The 16248-nt window shown below is 50.6% G+C and carries 18 protein-coding genes; 5 read left to right on the top strand and 13 right to left on the bottom strand.

The genetic code is table 11. The features are described from left to right. Nucleotides 1-145 precede the first annotated feature (145 nt). Nucleotides 146-616: a hypothetical protein gene (locus FKN99_RS17205; protein WP_172119013.1), complete on the top strand. Its 471-nt coding sequence runs from the start codon at nt 146-148 to the stop codon at nt 614-616. Nucleotides 617-693: 77 nt separating this feature from the next. Here FKN99_RS17205 and FKN99_RS17210 read toward each other — a convergent pair whose 3' ends face one another. The 13 genes from FKN99_RS17210 to FKN99_RS17270 form a co-directional block, all read right to left on the bottom strand. Continuing rightward, a complete protein-coding gene (locus FKN99_RS17210) occupies nt 694-1650 on the bottom strand; it encodes a DNA-binding protein (RefSeq protein ID WP_172119014.1) in 957 nt (318 codons plus the stop codon). Nucleotides 1651-1863: 213 nt separating this feature from the next. Next, a complete protein-coding gene (locus FKN99_RS17215) occupies nt 1864-2070 on the bottom strand; it encodes a hypothetical protein (protein WP_172119015.1) in 207 nt (68 codons plus the stop codon). A gap of 58 nt (nt 2071-2128) precedes the next feature. Next, nucleotides 2129-3529 (bottom strand): YadA-like family protein, encoded by a 1401-nt coding sequence (locus tag FKN99_RS17220; protein WP_172119016.1) that lies wholly within the window; start codon nt 3527-3529, stop codon nt 2129-2131. A 247-nt stretch (nt 3530-3776) separates the two neighbouring features. Further along, nucleotides 3777-4034: a hypothetical protein gene (locus FKN99_RS17225; RefSeq protein WP_172119017.1), complete on the bottom strand. Its 258-nt coding sequence runs from the start codon at nt 4032-4034 to the stop codon at nt 3777-3779. A gap of 736 nt (nt 4035-4770) precedes the next feature. Next, a complete protein-coding gene (locus tag FKN99_RS17230; RefSeq protein WP_172119018.1) occupies nt 4771-5886 on the bottom strand; it encodes a replication protein RepA in 1116 nt (371 codons plus the stop codon). A gap of 25 nt (nt 5887-5911) precedes the next feature. Further along, nucleotides 5912-6535 (bottom strand): recombinase family protein, encoded by a 624-nt coding sequence (locus tag FKN99_RS17235; protein WP_216658153.1) that lies wholly within the window; start codon nt 6533-6535, stop codon nt 5912-5914. A gap of 323 nt (nt 6536-6858) precedes the next feature. Then, the gene (locus FKN99_RS17240; RefSeq protein ID WP_172119019.1) at nt 6859-7170 is read right to left on the bottom strand and encodes a hypothetical protein; all 312 of its coding nucleotides are present in this window, start codon (nt 7168-7170) and stop codon (nt 6859-6861) included. A 49-nt stretch (nt 7171-7219) separates the two neighbouring features. Continuing rightward, nucleotides 7220-8035, bottom strand: a complete 816-nt coding sequence (locus FKN99_RS17245; RefSeq protein WP_172119020.1) for a S1 family peptidase — start codon at nt 8033-8035, stop codon at nt 7220-7222. Continuing rightward, nucleotides 8032-8196, bottom strand: a complete 165-nt coding sequence (locus FKN99_RS17250) for a hypothetical protein (protein ID WP_172119021.1) — start codon at nt 8194-8196, stop codon at nt 8032-8034. The genes FKN99_RS17245 and FKN99_RS17250 overlap by 4 nt, the downstream gene beginning before the upstream one ends. 322 nt (nt 8197-8518) lie before the next feature. Then, the gene (locus tag FKN99_RS17255; protein WP_172119022.1) at nt 8519-9475 is read right to left on the bottom strand and encodes a hypothetical protein; all 957 of its coding nucleotides are present in this window, start codon (nt 9473-9475) and stop codon (nt 8519-8521) included. A 12-nt stretch (nt 9476-9487) separates the two neighbouring features. Further along, on the bottom strand, nt 9488-9673 hold the full coding sequence (locus FKN99_RS17260; protein WP_172119023.1) for a hypothetical protein: 186 nt from the start codon (nt 9671-9673) through the stop codon (nt 9488-9490). Between the two features lie 21 nt (nt 9674-9694). Further along, entirely contained in the window at nt 9695-12238 is a 2544-nt protein-coding gene (locus tag FKN99_RS17265; protein WP_172119024.1) for an LPD7 domain-containing protein, read from the bottom strand. Beyond that, nucleotides 12228-12593, bottom strand: a complete 366-nt coding sequence (locus tag FKN99_RS17270) for a plasmid mobilization protein (RefSeq protein WP_172119025.1) — start codon at nt 12591-12593, stop codon at nt 12228-12230. Before FKN99_RS17270 ends, FKN99_RS17265 begins: the two co-directional genes overlap by 11 nt. Before the next feature lie 351 nt (nt 12594-12944). On the opposite strand from FKN99_RS17270, the gene FKN99_RS17810 reads away from it, so the two are divergent. From FKN99_RS17810 to FKN99_RS17290, 4 genes are all read left to right on the top strand, one after another. Next, nucleotides 12945-13352 carry a hypothetical protein gene (locus FKN99_RS17810; protein ID WP_216658154.1) on the top strand — a complete coding sequence of 136 codons (408 nt, stop codon included), beginning with the start codon at nt 12945-12947 and terminating at the stop codon, nt 13350-13352. A gap of 10 nt (nt 13353-13362) precedes the next feature. Further along, nucleotides 13363-14142, top strand: a complete 780-nt coding sequence (locus FKN99_RS17280) for a P-loop NTPase family protein (protein WP_216658155.1) — start codon at nt 13363-13365, stop codon at nt 14140-14142. 2 nt (nt 14143-14144) lie between these two features. Then, nucleotides 14145-14675 carry a hypothetical protein gene (locus tag FKN99_RS17285; protein WP_172119026.1) on the top strand — a complete coding sequence of 177 codons (531 nt, stop codon included), beginning with the start codon at nt 14145-14147 and terminating at the stop codon, nt 14673-14675. Nucleotides 14676-14691: 16 nt separating this feature from the next. Continuing rightward, nucleotides 14692-16248, top strand: a 1557-nt coding sequence (locus tag FKN99_RS17290; protein WP_172119027.1) for a type IV secretion system DNA-binding domain-containing protein, incomplete at its 3' end; no start/stop codon positions are given.

Here is a 16248-nt window from a genome sequence, read left to right on the forward strand (position 1 = left end):
CTGGCATCTGAAATTACCGCGTTACCCAACTTGCACGGTTATTTAAAGCCCGTGGGCAGTCCTGCAATGCGTGTCACGCTGGAATATGTCCGTATGGAAAGCCTGAATATCCCGTTCACTAGAAAAGAGAAAGAGGCTGTCGCACATGGCTGATATGACACTTAATCCGATAGCACTACTAAAAACCGGGGTCGTGATCGTCGCTTTTGTAGCAGTCGGCTATCTCAACGCAGAATTTGATAACCAGGCGGTCATAGAAAGGAATGAACAGCAACGCGAAGAACGTCAATCTCAAGTAGAGCCTACTGAGCAGGAAAGCACCCCTGAACGCCAGCTAGGGGCTATCGAGCGGGAACAGCAAGAACGCCAGGCAGAACTCGAAAGCATGACCCCGGAAGAACGCGAGAGGGCCGCATACGTAGAGCTGTGGGGCGAAGAACGAGCAGCACGGCGCGATGCTGAAAAGATAGTACGTGAAGCAGCAACGGAAACACGCACCTATGCTGAAATGATTGCAGAACGTCAGCCTGAAAGCAGTACTCCACCTCAACATGAACCGAAAACGCGCACGTTTGGAGACTACCAGCAGGGCAGTAGTACAGAATCTAGCGACTAATCCAATGCACGGGTTAACGTAAGATCCAGCAAGCCGGGCCATGTGCCCGGCTTTTTAACGCCAAAAGGGAAGGGGGCTCAATCTTCCCCTTGGGTGGTGCCTTTCTTGGCCGTGGTGCGCTTCCTGGGTGCTGTGGGCTTCTTCTCCGGCTGCGCCTTCTGGATCGCGGCCATCAACTCCTTGTTTTGCGCTGTGACAGCTTCCAGCTGACCGGCGAGCCCTGCGGCCTGCTCGCGGGCCTGTGCGGCGCTCTGGCGGGCGTTATCCAAATCTGCGGCCAGTTTATCGGCTTGAGTCTGCGCGGCGCTCTGTCGCTCCGCTGCGGCTTCCTGCTGTGCTTCGGCGCGGGCTTTAACGGTCGCTAGCTCCTGAGCGGCGTTGTCGCGCTGCTCCTGGATCTTGGCCAGCGCCTCGCCGTGCTTCTGCCTGGTGTTCTCTTGCTCGTCACGATGCTGTTTTGTCAGCTGCTCGATGTGTGTTTTTTCCTCTGCCAGCTCGGCGCGCAATTCATCAATGCGGCGTTGTGCGTCCTGCTCCCGGTGGCCCACTTCTTGAAGCCTCGCGGTTACGTCTGCTAGCTCTTTGGCCTGGGCCTGTTGTTTCTCGTCGTTTGCCTGGGCGGTGGCCTGAGCCTCCGCTAGTGCTTGCTGGACGCTTTCCAGCTCTTGGGCCTGTGTTTCGTATGCCTCTGCCAGCTCGGCCCGCATAGCGTCAGCGTCGGCGCGCTCGGTTTCCCATGCTTGTTTTGCAGCGGTTAGCGACTCGTTGGCTAGTTCCTGGGCTTCACTCCAAACAGTGGCCAGGGCCATGCTCATAGCTTCTTGCACTCGCTCCGGCACGGCCACGGCTACCGCTGCCGGTGCGGCGGTCTGCTGTCGCCGCCATTCCTTCATGACACTGCTCGTTGTGTTCATATCGGCCCGTGCTGCCCGGCGCACCTGGTCAACAGTGGGGAAGCGCTCACGCTCTGCGTCCTGGTAAAGCTGGTCGGCGGTGGCAATGATGCGGTCACGAATATCTGTGCTGATTTCCATTTGTCTATTCCCAGACCAAGATAAGAATAATAATAATAGTATTATTATTCTTATTATTCAAGGTAAAAAAAACCCGGCAGTTAGCCAGGCTTTTACTGATTTCATGTTACCGGATCGGGCCGTGCTTCTTTTCATAGCGGTGCTTAAAGTAAAGCCCTGTGCCGATTGGCACACCTAGCACGGCAATAAGAATAGCAAGCTCTGCGTAATAGCTCATTGCGCTTCCTCCTCTTTCATTACTTCCGATGCAGCGCCCAGCACCCAAAAGGCGAGCCCTGCCATTACCAACAGTATAGCACCAGTGAACGTGAACGTGTCCGGGCGCAAGGCGAACGCGATTAACGCCGCTGCAATCATCGAAACCCCAACGGATCTAGCTAAGCCGGGGAGGCGGAACATAACTCGTTTAGTCCAGTGCATAAGGGCTCCAAATGCAAAAAGCCCGCGTTGCGGGCTCTTAATTAACATTGATACTAAGTTACTTAAAGGTCATTGAAAAGCCGGTGCTGATCACTGCGCCGCCACCGCTGCCGTTTCCTGGGATGCCGCCACCGACCTGGAACATAAGGTTCTGTTTCGGCGCATATCCGGCCCGGAAACCTACTGCGTTCTGGCTATTATAATGGCCTGTGCCGATACCAACACCGAAGCCGCCGACAGGGATCGGGGGAAGGCTTGGCATTGCAGCCATTGCAGCGATGCCGCTAGATAGCTTGTCTTCAAGCTGGCCAACTCGGGAATCGGTGTACTGATTGGCGCGATATTCAGCCTGATTTGATACCTGGTCAGCATAGTTATTTGCTGAGCTAAGCGTTTCAGTTGCGACTTGATCAGTATAGAAATTAGCGCGTTCTTCGACTGCTATAACTTCGACATCCGTATATAAGTTTGCATCCGATAAAGTGCGAGCATCGCCCTCGTCAGCGTATACATTTGCATTACTTAGAGTAAGAGTGTCGCCGGTGTCGATATAGTCATAATCATTATCAACGATAATTGAGCCACTGCCTCCACCACTACCTCCCCCGCTAGTAGGAATCTTAGCAATTTCATCATCTGTATACTGTTTGGCGTTAGAAAGCGTTGTTGAAACCGCGTTATCAACATAAGCATAATCCATGCTGCCGCCACTTCCGCCACCACTCACACCCGATATTGCATCATTCAATTGTTTTCGAGTAACAGCATCTTGATCGTTAATGGCATCACTAATGCCTGTCAACCGCAGCCCTCCGAACTCTGCTGTATTAGACTCTGTCGCTGTAGAGTTAGCGCCGAATGCGAAGCTGTTATAAGCTTCTGCCCGTGCGAGATATCCAAAAGCATATGATCTATCGTCAGCAGCAGCAGCAAAATTACCAAACGCATACGATTCTAAACCTGATGCTGTGGCATTTTTTCCGAGAGTGAAAGCTCCTTCTCCACTTGCATTTCCTCCGAATGCATAAGAGCTTTCACCGTTCGATATGCCTCCCAAAGCGAATGAATAATCGCCAGTTGCCGAACTTAAACCCAACGCTACTGAGTAAAATCCTGAAGATGTAGTTGCATCACCCACTGCGACTGAGCTTATACCAGTCGCTTCACTCATAAAACCGATTGCAGTTGAGCCCTGGCTCATTGCCTGGGCTTGTTGTCCCACAGCTGTTGAAGAGATTCCTTCTGCTCTTGCACTCCGACCGACTGCAACTGAGCTATCATCTGAGTAAGCCTCATAACCAACAGAAACTCCAGACAAACAAGCTTCTGAATCAGTTCCGATTGCTACACTAGCAGTGTCTCCGCAATCATCCCCACCGCCTGCGCTATAAGCGACTGTGTAGCCTGCTTGAGTTGAAAAAACAGCAGCAATAGCTAACGCTAAAAATTTCTTTTTCATTTCTATTTTCCTTTATGGCTTCAGATAGCTAGATGAATAGCTTTAGCGAGCTTTGGTAAGTGATTCGACGGTAGGAATAAGCGGCGGGGCGTTCTTTACTTCGCTAATGACAGCGGTGGCAAAAAAGTAGAGAGCAGCGAAGATTGCAACGATAGCTATATAACGCATGGGTAGTACCTCCTTTAGGTGTAAATAAAGGATATACTAAGGCAGGCAGTAAATAAATAGTAAGATCTTACTTAGTTTGTTATTTTTTGTTTCTGATAAACTTTTCTAGCTCTTTCTTGAGGAAATCGTTTTCTTCTTCTAATTTTTCAACTCTTTCTCCCAGCACTTCCCAGGCGATAATATTATTCTTCCAACGCGTTACGGCTTCATGAACTTTATTCATGCCATAGCCTGTGGCTTCTCGTACATCGCTGATTGCGGGGTACTTTCCTGTTTCATCTAGCACTTTCTGTGCGTACTTAATTATCTGTTCGTACTCAACTTCGTTGATGGGCATGGGGTAGAAGCCTTTCTTTTGGCGTTAACTTCTTAATGCTTCTATGATTCCAGAATTTACCATTAAAGCAAGAATAAACGCCCCACCTACTGATAAACCGCGCCGAAGGCGCAAACGTTCGTGCGTTGAGCTGGAGATCGGCCCTTTGAGCTTTAGCACTTTAGCGGCCAGCTTTCGCCGTTTTGGGCGCGCAGCCGCGAAGCGGCTTGAAGCGTCCAGCTTCTCGGCTTTGCCGAGGCATTTTTGGGGTAAGGCGGCCGAAGGCCGGGCGCAGGGAGGAGGAACGACGACCGGAGGGTAGGCGAGCGCGTTTTCGCGCTCTTTTTAATCGGCTTTCCCCGCACAACTGCGACAGAATGAATGTGGGGCTTGAGCCATGTTTTGCGCTGTCGTCGCGCTTATCCACTGATAAGCGGCCATAACTATAGGAAAAGGTCTTTTCTAAAGGAAAGAAATACAGGAAAGAACTACAGGGCACTCTCTGAAACCCGCGCCACTGCTGGGCTAGCGGGGGGTCGGTGAGACCAAACATGCGCAGGGTGAGACCAAACATGCGCAGGGTGAGACCAAACATGCGTGGATAAGCACCGCCAAAGTGAGACCAAACATGCGTGGATAACGTGCTGTTTCCACAGGGCTTTCAACAGGGTGAGACCAAACATGCGTGGCAGTTTAAGGTTTCAATTGCTTGGCACAAAAAACCCGGCACGGTGGCCGGGCCTGCATGACGTGATATTCATTCTTGGGGCGGCGGTATCTCCCCTCTGGTCTTGCGGCTTACCTGGGGGGTGCACCGTTTCAACAGCAGCCCCTTCTCCGTAGGTGTGGCGTCCAGCTCCGGCCAGGCAGCCCGCACTTTGTCTAGTCCCTGCTTGAATTTAGCTTTAAAGTCCAAGCGGCCCCGTGTGGTGTCTGGGTAGTTCGCGCCGATCTGGGCCATCAGGCTAGGCCAGGGGATGCAAGTTGCCCGCTTCAAGTAACTTACGCGGTAGGTAGCCCAGCAATACACATCAAGAGCCATAGGGGAGCGCTTGATAAGGCGCAGCACTCGCATATCCAGCGGCACCGGCTTTTCTGTGATGAGTCGGAAAAACTTGGGCGACAGCTCAACGTAAGAGCGCCATAAGCTGCTTTGATCCGGCCGCTTGGTGTCCCACCATAGTTCTGCTTCATCTGCCACCATCGCGCCCCCTAGCTTGTCCACGATCAGGCCGGTATCCTCCCGGCTCTCTGTGAGGGTCGCGGTAATGGCAGTGCTGAACAATCGGCGCATCTGATCACGTAGGCGGCCTATAGACCCTTCTTTCCCTCCGGTCGGCAGTAGGCCCAGCTCGGCCATGAAGCCACTTAGGGAGTCGCCCAGCTCCAGCCTCCGGGCCTCGGCCTCGTTGATCCATCCTTTATCTACCCTCACCTTGTTCCTAGCGGCCTGGGTAGTGATCCAGACCAGCAGCAGGCGGGCATAGCTGCCATACGGTAGACCGATTGATGACGGAGCCATCATGTGCATGGTCAAGTTGCCATTTGTGCGGCTCCACTCGCTCGACTCTGGCTTGCTGTGGGGCATCGTGGCTTGTATCAATAGCCGTGCTATAAATCCCAGCGCGTCGGCATCCTGGGCGCTTTCCTCCTGTATTTGCAGGATTTGATTTACAGATCGCTGCGTCAGTTCGCGCTTAGTTTTACGCCGGGAAGCTGGCTTTTTTTCTTCTTCTTTTTTGGCGTTATCTAATTGAAGGGGTGAATGTTCCTGATTTTCAGCGTACCGTCGAGCAAGGTCAAAAGCGGTGTTTTTATCAATTCCACCCTTTATCAATTTTTCTCTATATTCAGCTTCGTCAAAATCGCTCATCTGGTTATCCCGTGCATTGGATATTTTAGTTTGCTATTAGCTTTTTATTTTCTTCTTCGCGAATCACTCGGTAAACAGTCGAGCGATGAACGTTCATAATCCGGGCTACTTCTGTCGCGCCTTTTCCGTCGTTTAATAACGCCAACAGTGTCTCGCGGCGCTCTTTCGTTATCTTCACAGGCGGCCCCGGCCTTCTGCCCTGCTTTAGCGCTTCTTTCATGCCCGCTGACGTTCGCTCTACGATGAGCGAACGCTCAAATTCGGCAACTCCTGCGAGGACAGTCATTATCATTTTTCCAGCTGGGCTTGTGGTGTCAGCCCACGGCTCCGATAAGCTTTTAAACTTTGCGCCGATTTCATCCATTTGCTCGACAAGCGCTAATAGGTCGCGTGTACTGCGTGCCAGCCTGTCGAGCCTAGTAACTATCACAACGTCACCAGCGCGTAGCTTATCGAGCATTTTAAGCAGTTCTGGCCGGGCTTGGTGCCTGCCGGTCGCCTTCTCTGCAAAAACATGGTTGCACCCTGCTTGCTGCAACTTCTCAACCTGGCCGTCGAAGTCCTGGCTTTTTGTGCTGACACGCGCATAACCGAACGTCATACGTCCGGTGAATATGTCCGGGGTGTCTGCGTCTAATTTTTCTGTCATGCGCTGTACCCTATTGGTGTTTCATACCAGTATAATTAAAACACTATATTATGCGACACCTTTTTAAAGAAAAAGCACCTATATTTTCAGCGTTCTACAATCTAGGGGTTATGAGACAGGCAGCACGAACACTGCGGCAATGGGCGCGGGTTCTTATAAGGGGAGAAAAACCTTGCTGGGCAACGATGGGGAAAATAGGCGGGAAAAAGGCCGGCAACGCGCACAGTTTTACCTGGCTATAGAGCGCCTGGTGCTGTTGGAATCCCACATTCATTCTGTCGCAGTTAGAGGGAAATTTGATTTAAAAGGGGAGAAAAACCTTGTTAGCTGCGGACTAACTGCACGGTGAGCAAGTCGGTCACGATCACTAGCGGGGTATCAAAGAGGGACGTTAACCCTTTATCGCTTTCAGATGCCACTACACCACCACTAGAAGCGACATAAAGATCCAGCAGCGCGCCGGGCTCGATAAGGCTAGGAAGCCGCACAGGCGGGGCGCTACGCACGTCTTGCCCCTCTATTGACTCAATGCCCAGCCCTTGTACATCAAACTCGGCATAGGGGCGCGTTCGGGCCTCTTTGGTGTAGGGGTCAACCTTCGGGGCGATGATCCTAATGGGTGTTTCTGGCCGCATATGCTAGTGCTCTCCCCTTTTGGAGTTAAAAGGGGAGAGATTCCTTGTTCTATTCAATGACTGCAAGCAAGTCACACGGATCTGATACATCACAATTTGAAGCGATTCGATGCGCGGCAGCTAGAGCCTGGTCGGCGTTCACGAGAAAACCCATTTCGTTAGATGAATGAAGCATTGATATTACGCCAATGACTTGACCGGCTTCGTTAATAACGGGGCCGCCGCTGTCGCCTTTAAAAACAGTGGCATCTATCTTTATTAGTTCGCGCCCTCCCCAGCTTTTAGGCGTAGCTTCAAGCGCCTGATTTGTTTCTGTAACCACCCCAGCACCGATATTATTACGCGGGCGGGTAGGTGATTTTAGGACGGCGACAAGCTCACCTCTTTCTACACCTTGTGCGAACTGGAGCGCTGGGCTTTCAAGTGTGGGCACAGACAGCAGCGCGATGTCTAAACCGTCTCGCCGTGGCTCATGCCCTACCAGTCGTGCGGCGTGCTCTTGACCGTCTAATGTCGTTATCGTCACAATATCTCGGCGCATTTCCTCTACAGAATGCGCAGCGGTCATTACGTAAGTCCGGCTCTCAACCTCAACAATGAATCCGGTGCTGTCATATGCAGGGGCCAACTCCGCCGGTATCAGCCGCCAGTTCGTGAGCCAGCGGTTTAAGTATTCAGTAGCTTTAGTTGGCCAACCGCTCTGAACGCCCGGCACTTCACCCAATCGACTGTAAGTAATAGCATCCTTTGTTCTCACGTTAACAACAGATTGAATAGCGATTTCAGCTTGTTCGCTCAAGCTTTGAGCTTGTGAGAGCGTCGCGACAGAAAACAATGCAGCAGCAATCAATAACTTGCGAATCATGGCTTTACACTCCTGATGATCTCTAAAATTTCGGGATCAAGTGTCAAAACAGTTAACGCATTAATTGCACGTTTGTTAACTGACGCTTCAATAACGGATGAACTCGCGATAAAAAATGAAATGATGAAAATAGCCAGCGAAGTAAGAGCCATCGTTTTCATTTGATAGACTCCTTGAGCAACCGATTATGAAGGTTAATTTCCTGCCACTTCACGACAGCCCGATCACCCTCGGCCAGGTTCTCCCGGTGTAGATGAACGGCATAAAACATCAGTGGGGCACTTATCATCACGGTGCCGAGGCAGCTTGCGATAGCGACTGCTGCCCACCAGCGACGACCCTTAGCGATAGGACATTTTGACCTATTCTCTGTTAAGCTTTCAGATACCATCGTTAATTACCTTTTCAGTGAAACCCGTGCATTGGATTAGCTGTTGGTAAGGTGGTTGGGGCGCTGTAGCTGATACTACAGCGCCTTTTTTATCACCTTTCGTTTGTGTACTCGTGCGTATCCTGTCGAGTGTTTACCTCGTCTCTTTGCATCGTCGAGCTGATCCTGTCGCCTACTTCGTGCTCATGCTCGTTTTCATCAACGGGCACTAGAACCCTGTCGGTTTCATAGTCTTGGCCAACGGCTTCAACGGCGTAGAACTTGCTCCCGTCCTCCATTTCTACGATGTTAACGATCTCTCCTTTCACGCGGTCGCCGTCCTCGATCTCGCGGAAATGCTGGCCGTCGATCTCGGCCCCCTGCCCTGTCTCCTGCTGCTGCGTTTGCTGTTCCTGGGTGGCGGCCTTTTCCTGCTGTGGCTTGTAGTCGCTGGCCGGGCCAAAGCTGCCGGACAGGTCGGCGTCCTTCGCTTGTTGCCGCTCGCCCTGCTGCACTTGCCCACGTTCCGCGGTGCCACTGCTGACAAACTGGCTTAGCTTCTCTGATTCGCGCTCTCGCTCTTTTGCTTCGCTGTCGTGCTGCTTATCAAAGTCGCGATACATTTTGTCTAGTGAGCTGCTTTGCTGCTGATTCTTCGCTAGACCATCTAAAGTGCTAACGCCGCTGGACACCATTTCCCGCTGCGTGCTGTCCAGCTCAACGCTAGTTGATACTGTTGTAGTGGTAGAATTAACGCCGGTGCGGGCTGCTAAGTCATAGACAGAGCTGCGGCGGTTAAGGGGGCGTCCGCCGCGCTGGCGAACGGTGCGGCTTGTACGATCCACTTCCATGCTTTCTGTTTCAGCGCGTTCGTAGTTACCTTCCCCTTCATAGCTAGCAAGCACCTCTCTTTGTGCTTCAAGTGCCTTTTTATCTGCATATGCCCGATGTACCTGTGTATCCAGGTCAGCGGCTTTATCTTTTTCACCAGCATTTTCAGCGCGTGACTTTTCGGCTTCTAGCTGTTCAATTTTCTCGCGCTCTTTGTCGATTTGCTCTTGAAGTTCCATAGTTGCGGCTCCTTATGCGAGTTCTCTCAACGATTCCATTTCTGCAATCTCGGTGTTAACCATCATTAGTGTTTTTTCGTCTAAATCATCAAAGAAGCCTTCCCCCTGTTCCCGGCCAACTTCTAGCATTGTTCTTTCGTTATATAAGTGCCCTAAGCGGGATTCGATTTCTAAACGCCGGTAATCTCGATCTCTCATAGTGTTAACTCCTGCGGTTAATTAAAGTCCGTGGCCATCATCGCGGCCCCTGCTGCGGCTTCTCCGCTGCTCTCTCTCTTTCTCTGCCTGCTGCACCTCTCTTTCCTGTTGCCGTTGTTTTTCGCGCTCCTGTGCGGCTTTATCAGCTGCTTGGGTGCGCACCTGGTCAAACTGCTTAACACGTTGCGTAGAAGCTTCACGCTGCTGTCGTTGCTGCTCTAGTGCCGGGTCTGCAAACTTCACGCGCATACCCGACTTAGCTACTACATCGAGCACCGATTTTTTATATTCATCGGTGCCGTTCACGTTCAGCGTGGGCCCAAACTTCTGTACTGCCAGGCGTAGCGCTGTTTCCAGCTCCTGGGGCTTGGTCTGGTATGTCCGAACTTCGCGCCCTGCGTCTGTAAATAATCGGCGGCCTCTGTCATCGCTGTAATGAACATCACCACGGCGGTCTACCTGGTAACTCAACCGGCGCATGATCGGCGCGGCCTGCTCTTGCTGCTGATCTTCCCCTTTTACTGTTGGGGTTCCTGGCTCTGCCTGGCTGGGTCGGTCAGCCTGGCGACGTAATTCTAAAAGTGCGGCTTCATCGCCCTGTACGGCTTTCTCTGTCAGAAAGTCCCGGAACTGTTCGGCAGCTGGCTTGTTAAACTGCTCTTTCAACGTGTCGCGCTCCTGCTTGATCTGATCCCCTAGCGCTTTATCGGCTAGTGCCTTTTCCATCCGCGCAACTGACAGAGAAGCGCGGCGCTGTGGCCTGGTTAAACCCTTGTCGCCTTCAATCCGATTTTTCTGTGTGTACCACTTCTGCCGCAATTCTCCCCGGCGCTGTTTGTCGCTAGCTTTTTGCTGCTCCCATGCCTGGCTCTTGGCTTCACGCTGTGCCGGTTTCCACTGTTCGCGGTACTCTGCCCAAAGCTCGGCGCGGGGCGTTGCTCGGCGCTGTTGTTGTGGCTCCTGTGCCTGCTGCTCGGCGTAAGTGCTACGCAACAGCTCGGCGGCTTGGGGCCATGGCAGGTTTAGCTCTTTTGTCAGAAAATCACTGACGTTCAAGTTTCGAGTACCGCACTTAATACGGTCGCCACCGTCTTTGCCTTTAGTGATTTCGTAACGCTCTGGTATTACTCCGTGGCTCTGGCTGGTCGCTGCCAGTAAGCGCGCGGCGTCAAGATCCTTCTTGATCTGTACCATTTCCCCCTGCTGTCCGGTCTGCTGCTGTCGCTGCTCTGTAAGGTCGCGGCGAAACTGGCCCGCTACGCTATCGGACTCTCTGCGGGTGGCTCGGTCTGGTTGCTGCTCCCGCTTGCGTTCAGGCGCTGTTTGATCTCTGACAAGTCGGCTGACAACGGCTCTAACAGCTCGGCTAGATCCTCTATCAATGATCCCTCTGGCTCTTTGTTCAGCGCTTCCAGCAACTCGGCTAGCTGATTCGACATAGCGGCCTGCTGTTCGCAAATCGTTTTCAAGATCGGTAAAAGCTTCTCGGTGTTGTCCTGTTCGCTCATGCTCTACGGTTCTCCATTTGGCGTTAAATTGCTGGGCGCGCTCTGTAAGGATCTCGCGGCGGCGCTCCTGGTCGGCTGTCTTAAACTCGGCGTACAGTTTTCTGTTGCCTGAATTGACAAACCGCACTTCTTTAGCACGTATGTCGTGCCATTCTGTTAAGCGCTCGGTGATCTGCTCCGGTGTCGGTTTCGGTCTGCCTGGCGTGCTGTAACGTTCTGCACTTTCCAAACTTTTACGGTAGTCCTCGATACGCTTTAATTTCTCGTCTGTCGTCTGCTCGATAAACTCACGGCTAAACATGCGGTCTTTTAAATTGGTGCCACGCTTTGCCCCTTCCGGCTTTAAATTTAAGTATTCACCGCTGCGTCGCTCTTTAACCTCACCATACTCGGCTAGCATTTCTTTAAATTGCTGCCAGTCGTTAACGTTCCCCTTCAAAACAGCATCCAAAAGCTCCGCTTTCAATTCACTCCCTTGGCCTTTGAATACATCGCCTTTATAGCGACTAATAATTTCAGACTCACTTGTTATTACGATGCGCTCATGGTCTTTAGGGCTCGCCAGTCCATACTTGGCGTTAATATGCTCTTGGAAGGCTTCTAGAAATTTTGTTTGCTGCTCTACCTTCCCCAAAGGATTAAGGTTCTGGCCATTTAAAAGATTTTGCTCCGGCATCACTATATGAACGTGCGGCTTACGCTCGATAAACTCACCCGTTCCACGATGATTATAACTTTTTATTTTCGGTAAATGGGCCTCGGCATAAAAATTAAACTCATCGTCTTGATATGCTGAATATGCAAACTCTTTAAACTCGTCGGTTATATTCTGCAAAACTTCCCGGCTAATCTCATCTTCACGAAACGCCAAAGTAATATGCAAATACTTCTCGCCCTGTTTGTCCATTCCGTTTATAACGCTGTCGGTCAGCTCTAAATCACCAGCTAAAATAACGCGCTCGTCTAAAGTATCACGGTCGAAGTCACGGCCCTGCTTTTGTCCGTTTTCTAAATACTCTTTAATACCGGCTTCGCCGCCGCGCACTCTAATCAACATCGTTAATCACCGCTTTCATATAACGGCCCATCAGCTCTAGCTCGTTTAGAATCCCGCTATAAGTAGCTTCGCTAATAGTCCCGGCGTTGAAATCCACGTTAGCCCGGTGCGCCAACTGGTTTATGTTGTTGCTCGTCTTGTTAAACAGGTAAATAAGGCGCTGTTTATCTGCGCTGTTTTTCTGCCGGGCGACTACCTGCGTGCGGTTGGTCAAAACGCACTCGCGGAAAAACTCGCTTGGCTTCATGCCCGACGCCTCTACTTTCTCAATGTAGGCCGCGTGATCTGCTTCAGTCAGGCGGAACGCAACCGGGTTTGTTAGTCGTGGCGTATCGCTCTTTTTCTTTCTACTCACTGCGGCGGCTCCTCGGTTTGCTGCTGTCGCTGTTGATGCGGTGGCACTGTCGGGGTTGGGTTTCAAAGGGTACCCCTTTGGCACGGGATATGTTCAAAATGCGGAGCAATTTTGTAAACATATCCGACGTGCCTATGCTTCCAGCTATAAGTATAGCCAAAGCACGAAGCATTGCAAGTACACTCTCTAAGGACTGCAATTACACTGCATATGCACTGCAAAAAAACTCTTTACACTGCATAAGCACTGCACTAACATTGCAAACAGACAGCCGCAATACGTTGCAGCCACTGCACTAACACTGCAAAATGCAGGCAGCAACATAAAACCGGCTACTTAACAGGAGTGACGATGGACAAAAACAGTGTGTCGGATGTGCTGCGCGGCCTGGCGGAAGGAGATAAAGCCCGTTCAGAAACAGCCCGGCTCCGCGATGTGGTTGATGAGGTAGAAGCAGCCTTAGCTGCTGGAGTCAGCCGCGCAGCCATACTTGAGGCTCTGCATAGCCAAGGGTTCACGATGACCCTGAAAAGCTTTGAGAGCGCTCTTTACCGTATTAGACGACAACGTAAAAAGGCAGAAGAAAAAGCACCCCAAAAAAAGGCGGAAACCCCAATTGAACGCCAAAAAGAAGGGGCGGCGGAATCTGAGCAAAAGCCGGAATCTGGCAGCACGGATAAATCGGCCAAATTCCAAAAGCAAAAAACGAAACGGTTTGACCATGATCCAAACCGCGATGTTAGCGACCTATTAAAGTAAGGATATAAATATGACTACTAAAAAAGAAGCTGTAGCAACTGAAACTAAAAAGGAAACTGCGAACATGAAAAACACCGTTCATTTCATCCTGCAAGGAAAAGGCGGTATCGGTAAGTCTTTTGTCTCTGCTCTTTTAGCTGAATATATTAAGACTAATTTCGGCACCCTGGCCGCTTTTGATACCGACCAGGAGAATACTACCTTTGCGCACTACAAAGCGCTTTCCGTTAAGCAAATTCCAGTCATGACGCCAAGCCGCACTATTGACTCTAAAAAATTCGACGCATTGATTGTCGATATCATGGAAACTGAGGAGCCTTGTGTTATCGATAACGGGGCAAACACTTTTAGCCCACTTCTTGCTTACATGATTGAGAATGATGTTTTCTCAATGCTAAAGGATGCAGGCAAACGGGTATATATTCACTCTATCATCGGTGGGGGTGACAACCTGATTGATACAGCGAACGGCTTTAATTCAATTATTCAAGGCGTCGGTGATGTTCCTGTTGTGCTATGGCTAAATGAGTATTTCGGCAGCACTGACAGTAACGGAAAAGAATTTACAGAAACAACTCTTTTCAAAAATAACAGCACACTTATTAGCGGTGTTGTTACTCTGGTTGAGCGCAATAGAGACACGTTTGGCGATGACATTAAACGGATGCTTAGCCAGCGTTTGACGGTTTCCGAAGCGATTGCTTCCGATAAGTTTAACATTATGGAAAAGCAGCGGATTAAAACAGTCGCCCGCGATGTATTTAATCAACTTGATTCTGTCGAGTTTTAAAAATGGATAAAAAGAAAATTATCGCTGAAATAGCATCCCGGCATGGGATGCTAATTCACGAGGACGACCCCGCTTTTTATATCGTTGATATAGCAACAATGATTATTGACGAAAAAGCGGAGGAGATCCGAGCGGCAATTGGGAAGGGCGAGGAGTCTATTCCCTATTTGCTAGACATTAAACGAAAGGAGATAGACGAAGCGGCGGGCAGGGTTTTAGCTGCTACTGACGCCTTAGTAGAGCAAAGAGAACAACTGTCTTTCATGCTGAAAAAAGACGTTGATAACGAGCTAAGGGGGCGAGTAGACGACTATACGAATCAAGTCATGAGCGCTATTAAAACAACTATTGAACAAACAGTTCAAACCGAAATGTCACAAGCGGCGGTAACAATTCAAGCTGCTGCAAAAGAGCTAGAACAGGCCCGCTTGGGTCTGCGCAGAAACCAGCTGCAAGACATGCTCTGGATGGGTGCTATAGCAATTGTCGGCGGAATTTCTGCGCTCTTGTTCTATGTCACTTTATTTCAATAAATAGGGAGTTCCTGCTATGGGCGTGAACGTTATTGGCCTTTTTTTAAAATCTGTATTGCGGGCAACAGCAACAGCCATCGCGGGGCCGTGGCGGCTGTTCGGTGAGCTGTATAACGTCTTTGCAAAAGGGGCGCGATATACATGGGTAGAATGGCTTTACCTGGTGGCCACCGCTATAACCCTCGGCCATGTAACGTGGGTGTGGGTTAATGAGGGCTTTTTCATGGCTGTATTTGCATGGCTAATGCTAGCTCTGACGGTTTTGTTAATTCTCGATGTTGCGTCTCGAATGATTGAGCATATCCCGGATGATGGGGCGGCCGGTGAGTTGTTAGGGTGGTTGAAGTGGATGCCAGGAGCCCATGGCACTTATAAGCCGCGAATGGCCCCTGTTAACCAGCACGGTAAGAAGTACGTGCGGGGGGCTTCATTAATGGATGGTGCAGCGGTCGCAGCTCAACAAGCCGCTACCGATGAGAATTACCGCGAAAGTATCAAAATCGGCGGGGTAGCCATTGCTCAACAAAACGAAGCTGAGCATTTTTTGATTGCGGGTAAGACAGGGGCGGGTAAGTCACAAGCTATAAACGAAATGCTGAGAACGGTTCAGAGCCGTGGTCAGACGGCGATTATTGCCGACCCTTCGGGCGGGTATTTTGATCGGTTTGGGCGTGACGGTGACTTGTTGCTAAACCCGTTTGATGCGCGATCGGTTGACTGGTCTCCGTTTAAAGAGATTGATAATCCAGAAGATGTGCCGATGGTAGTCATGGCTGCTATTCCAAAAGGAAGTGACCCAGCGGACGAATCATGGAGCGGAAAGGCTAGAACGTTTTTACAAGAATTGATATTGCTACAGTGGCGGGAAGGCAATTACTCGCTTAAAGAGCTATTAAGGCGGGCGAATCAAGCGACAGATAAAGAATTATATAATCTTCTTAAAGATACCCCTGCTGCTACCTATGTCGTGCCAGGTGCTGACCGGTTGCTTGCCTCTATAAGAAGCCAAATGACAGAGTACCTAAGTGCTTGGGACTACTTACCCGATATGGGGAGTTTTTCGGTACGTGAGTGGGTGCGTAACGTTGATCAGGACGCGCGCCAGGGCTGGCTGTATATCACGTACATGGATAATCAAATGGAAACCCTGAAAAGGCTCGTTGGCTGCTGGTTAGGGTTGGCGATTACTGAAGGGCTTTGCTTAAGGGAAAACCCGGAACGGCGTCTGTGGTACATAATGGATGAGCTAGACAGCTTGGGCAAAGTGTCGAGCCTGAGTCTGGGCTTAACTAGGTTGCGGAAGAATGGCGGGTGCTGTGTTTCGGGTCTCCAAACAATTGCCCAACTTCGAGCCACTTACGGAAAAGACCAAGCTCAAACGCTACTGTCTTGTATGTCTAACAAGTTGCTTTTAGCCGCCGGTGATTCAGAAACGGCAGAGTATTTCAGTCGCGAAATAGGGGATCAAGAATTTCAGCGCGAAAATAAAAGCAAAGGCCAATCGGGTAAAATCGGTGAAATGGCGAATGCTTCGAAAAACGTTAGCACTGAACATAGGACAGAACGGGCGGTG

It is taken from the genome of Halomonas hibernica, assembly GCF_013183775.1.
Lineage (GTDB): Bacteria > Pseudomonadota > Gammaproteobacteria > Pseudomonadales > Halomonadaceae > Vreelandella > Vreelandella citrativorans.

Bases quoted from the DNA above. Each gene is read 5' to 3' on its own strand.
- FKN99_RS17245 (WP_172119020.1), bottom strand. From the start codon at position 8,035: ATGATTCGCAAGTTATTGATTGCTGCTGCATTGTTTTCTGTCGCGACG.
- FKN99_RS17210 (WP_172119014.1), bottom strand. From the start codon at position 1,650: ATGGAAATCAGCACAGATATTCGTGACCGCATCATTGCCACCGCCGAC.
- FKN99_RS17205 (WP_172119013.1), top strand. From the start codon at position 146: ATGGCTGATATGACACTTAATCCGATAGCACTACTAAAAACCGGGGTC.
- FKN99_RS17810 (WP_216658154.1), top strand. From the start codon at position 12,945: ATGGACAAAAACAGTGTGTCGGATGTGCTGCGCGGCCTGGCGGAAGGA.
- FKN99_RS17260 (WP_172119023.1), bottom strand. From the start codon at position 9,673: ATGAGAGATCGAGATTACCGGCGTTTAGAAATCGAATCCCGCTTAGGG.
- FKN99_RS17240 (WP_172119019.1), bottom strand. From the start codon at position 7,170: ATGCGGCCAGAAACACCCATTAGGATCATCGCCCCGAAGGTTGACCCC.
- FKN99_RS17250 (WP_172119021.1), bottom strand. From the start codon at position 8,196: ATGAAAACGATGGCTCTTACTTCGCTGGCTATTTTCATCATTTCATTT.
- FKN99_RS17220 (WP_172119016.1), bottom strand. From the start codon at position 3,529: ATGAAAAAGAAATTTTTAGCGTTAGCTATTGCTGCTGTTTTTTCAACT.
- FKN99_RS17215 (WP_172119015.1), bottom strand. From the start codon at position 2,070: ATGCACTGGACTAAACGAGTTATGTTCCGCCTCCCCGGCTTAGCTAGA.
- FKN99_RS17235 (WP_216658153.1), bottom strand. From the start codon at position 6,535: ATGACAGAAAAATTAGACGCAGACACCCCGGACATATTCACCGGACGT.
- FKN99_RS17225 (WP_172119017.1), bottom strand. From the start codon at position 4,034: ATGCCCATCAACGAAGTTGAGTACGAACAGATAATTAAGTACGCACAG.
- FKN99_RS17230 (WP_172119018.1), bottom strand. From the start codon at position 5,886: ATGAGCGATTTTGACGAAGCTGAATATAGAGAAAAATTGATAAAGGGT.
- FKN99_RS17265 (WP_172119024.1), bottom strand. From the start codon at position 12,238: ATGTTGATTAGAGTGCGCGGCGGCGAAGCCGGTATTAAAGAGTATTTA.
- FKN99_RS17285 (WP_172119026.1), top strand. From the start codon at position 14,145: ATGGATAAAAAGAAAATTATCGCTGAAATAGCATCCCGGCATGGGATG.
- FKN99_RS17280 (WP_216658155.1), top strand. From the start codon at position 13,363: ATGACTACTAAAAAAGAAGCTGTAGCAACTGAAACTAAAAAGGAAACT.
- FKN99_RS17255 (WP_172119022.1), bottom strand. From the start codon at position 9,475: ATGGAACTTCAAGAGCAAATCGACAAAGAGCGCGAGAAAATTGAACAG.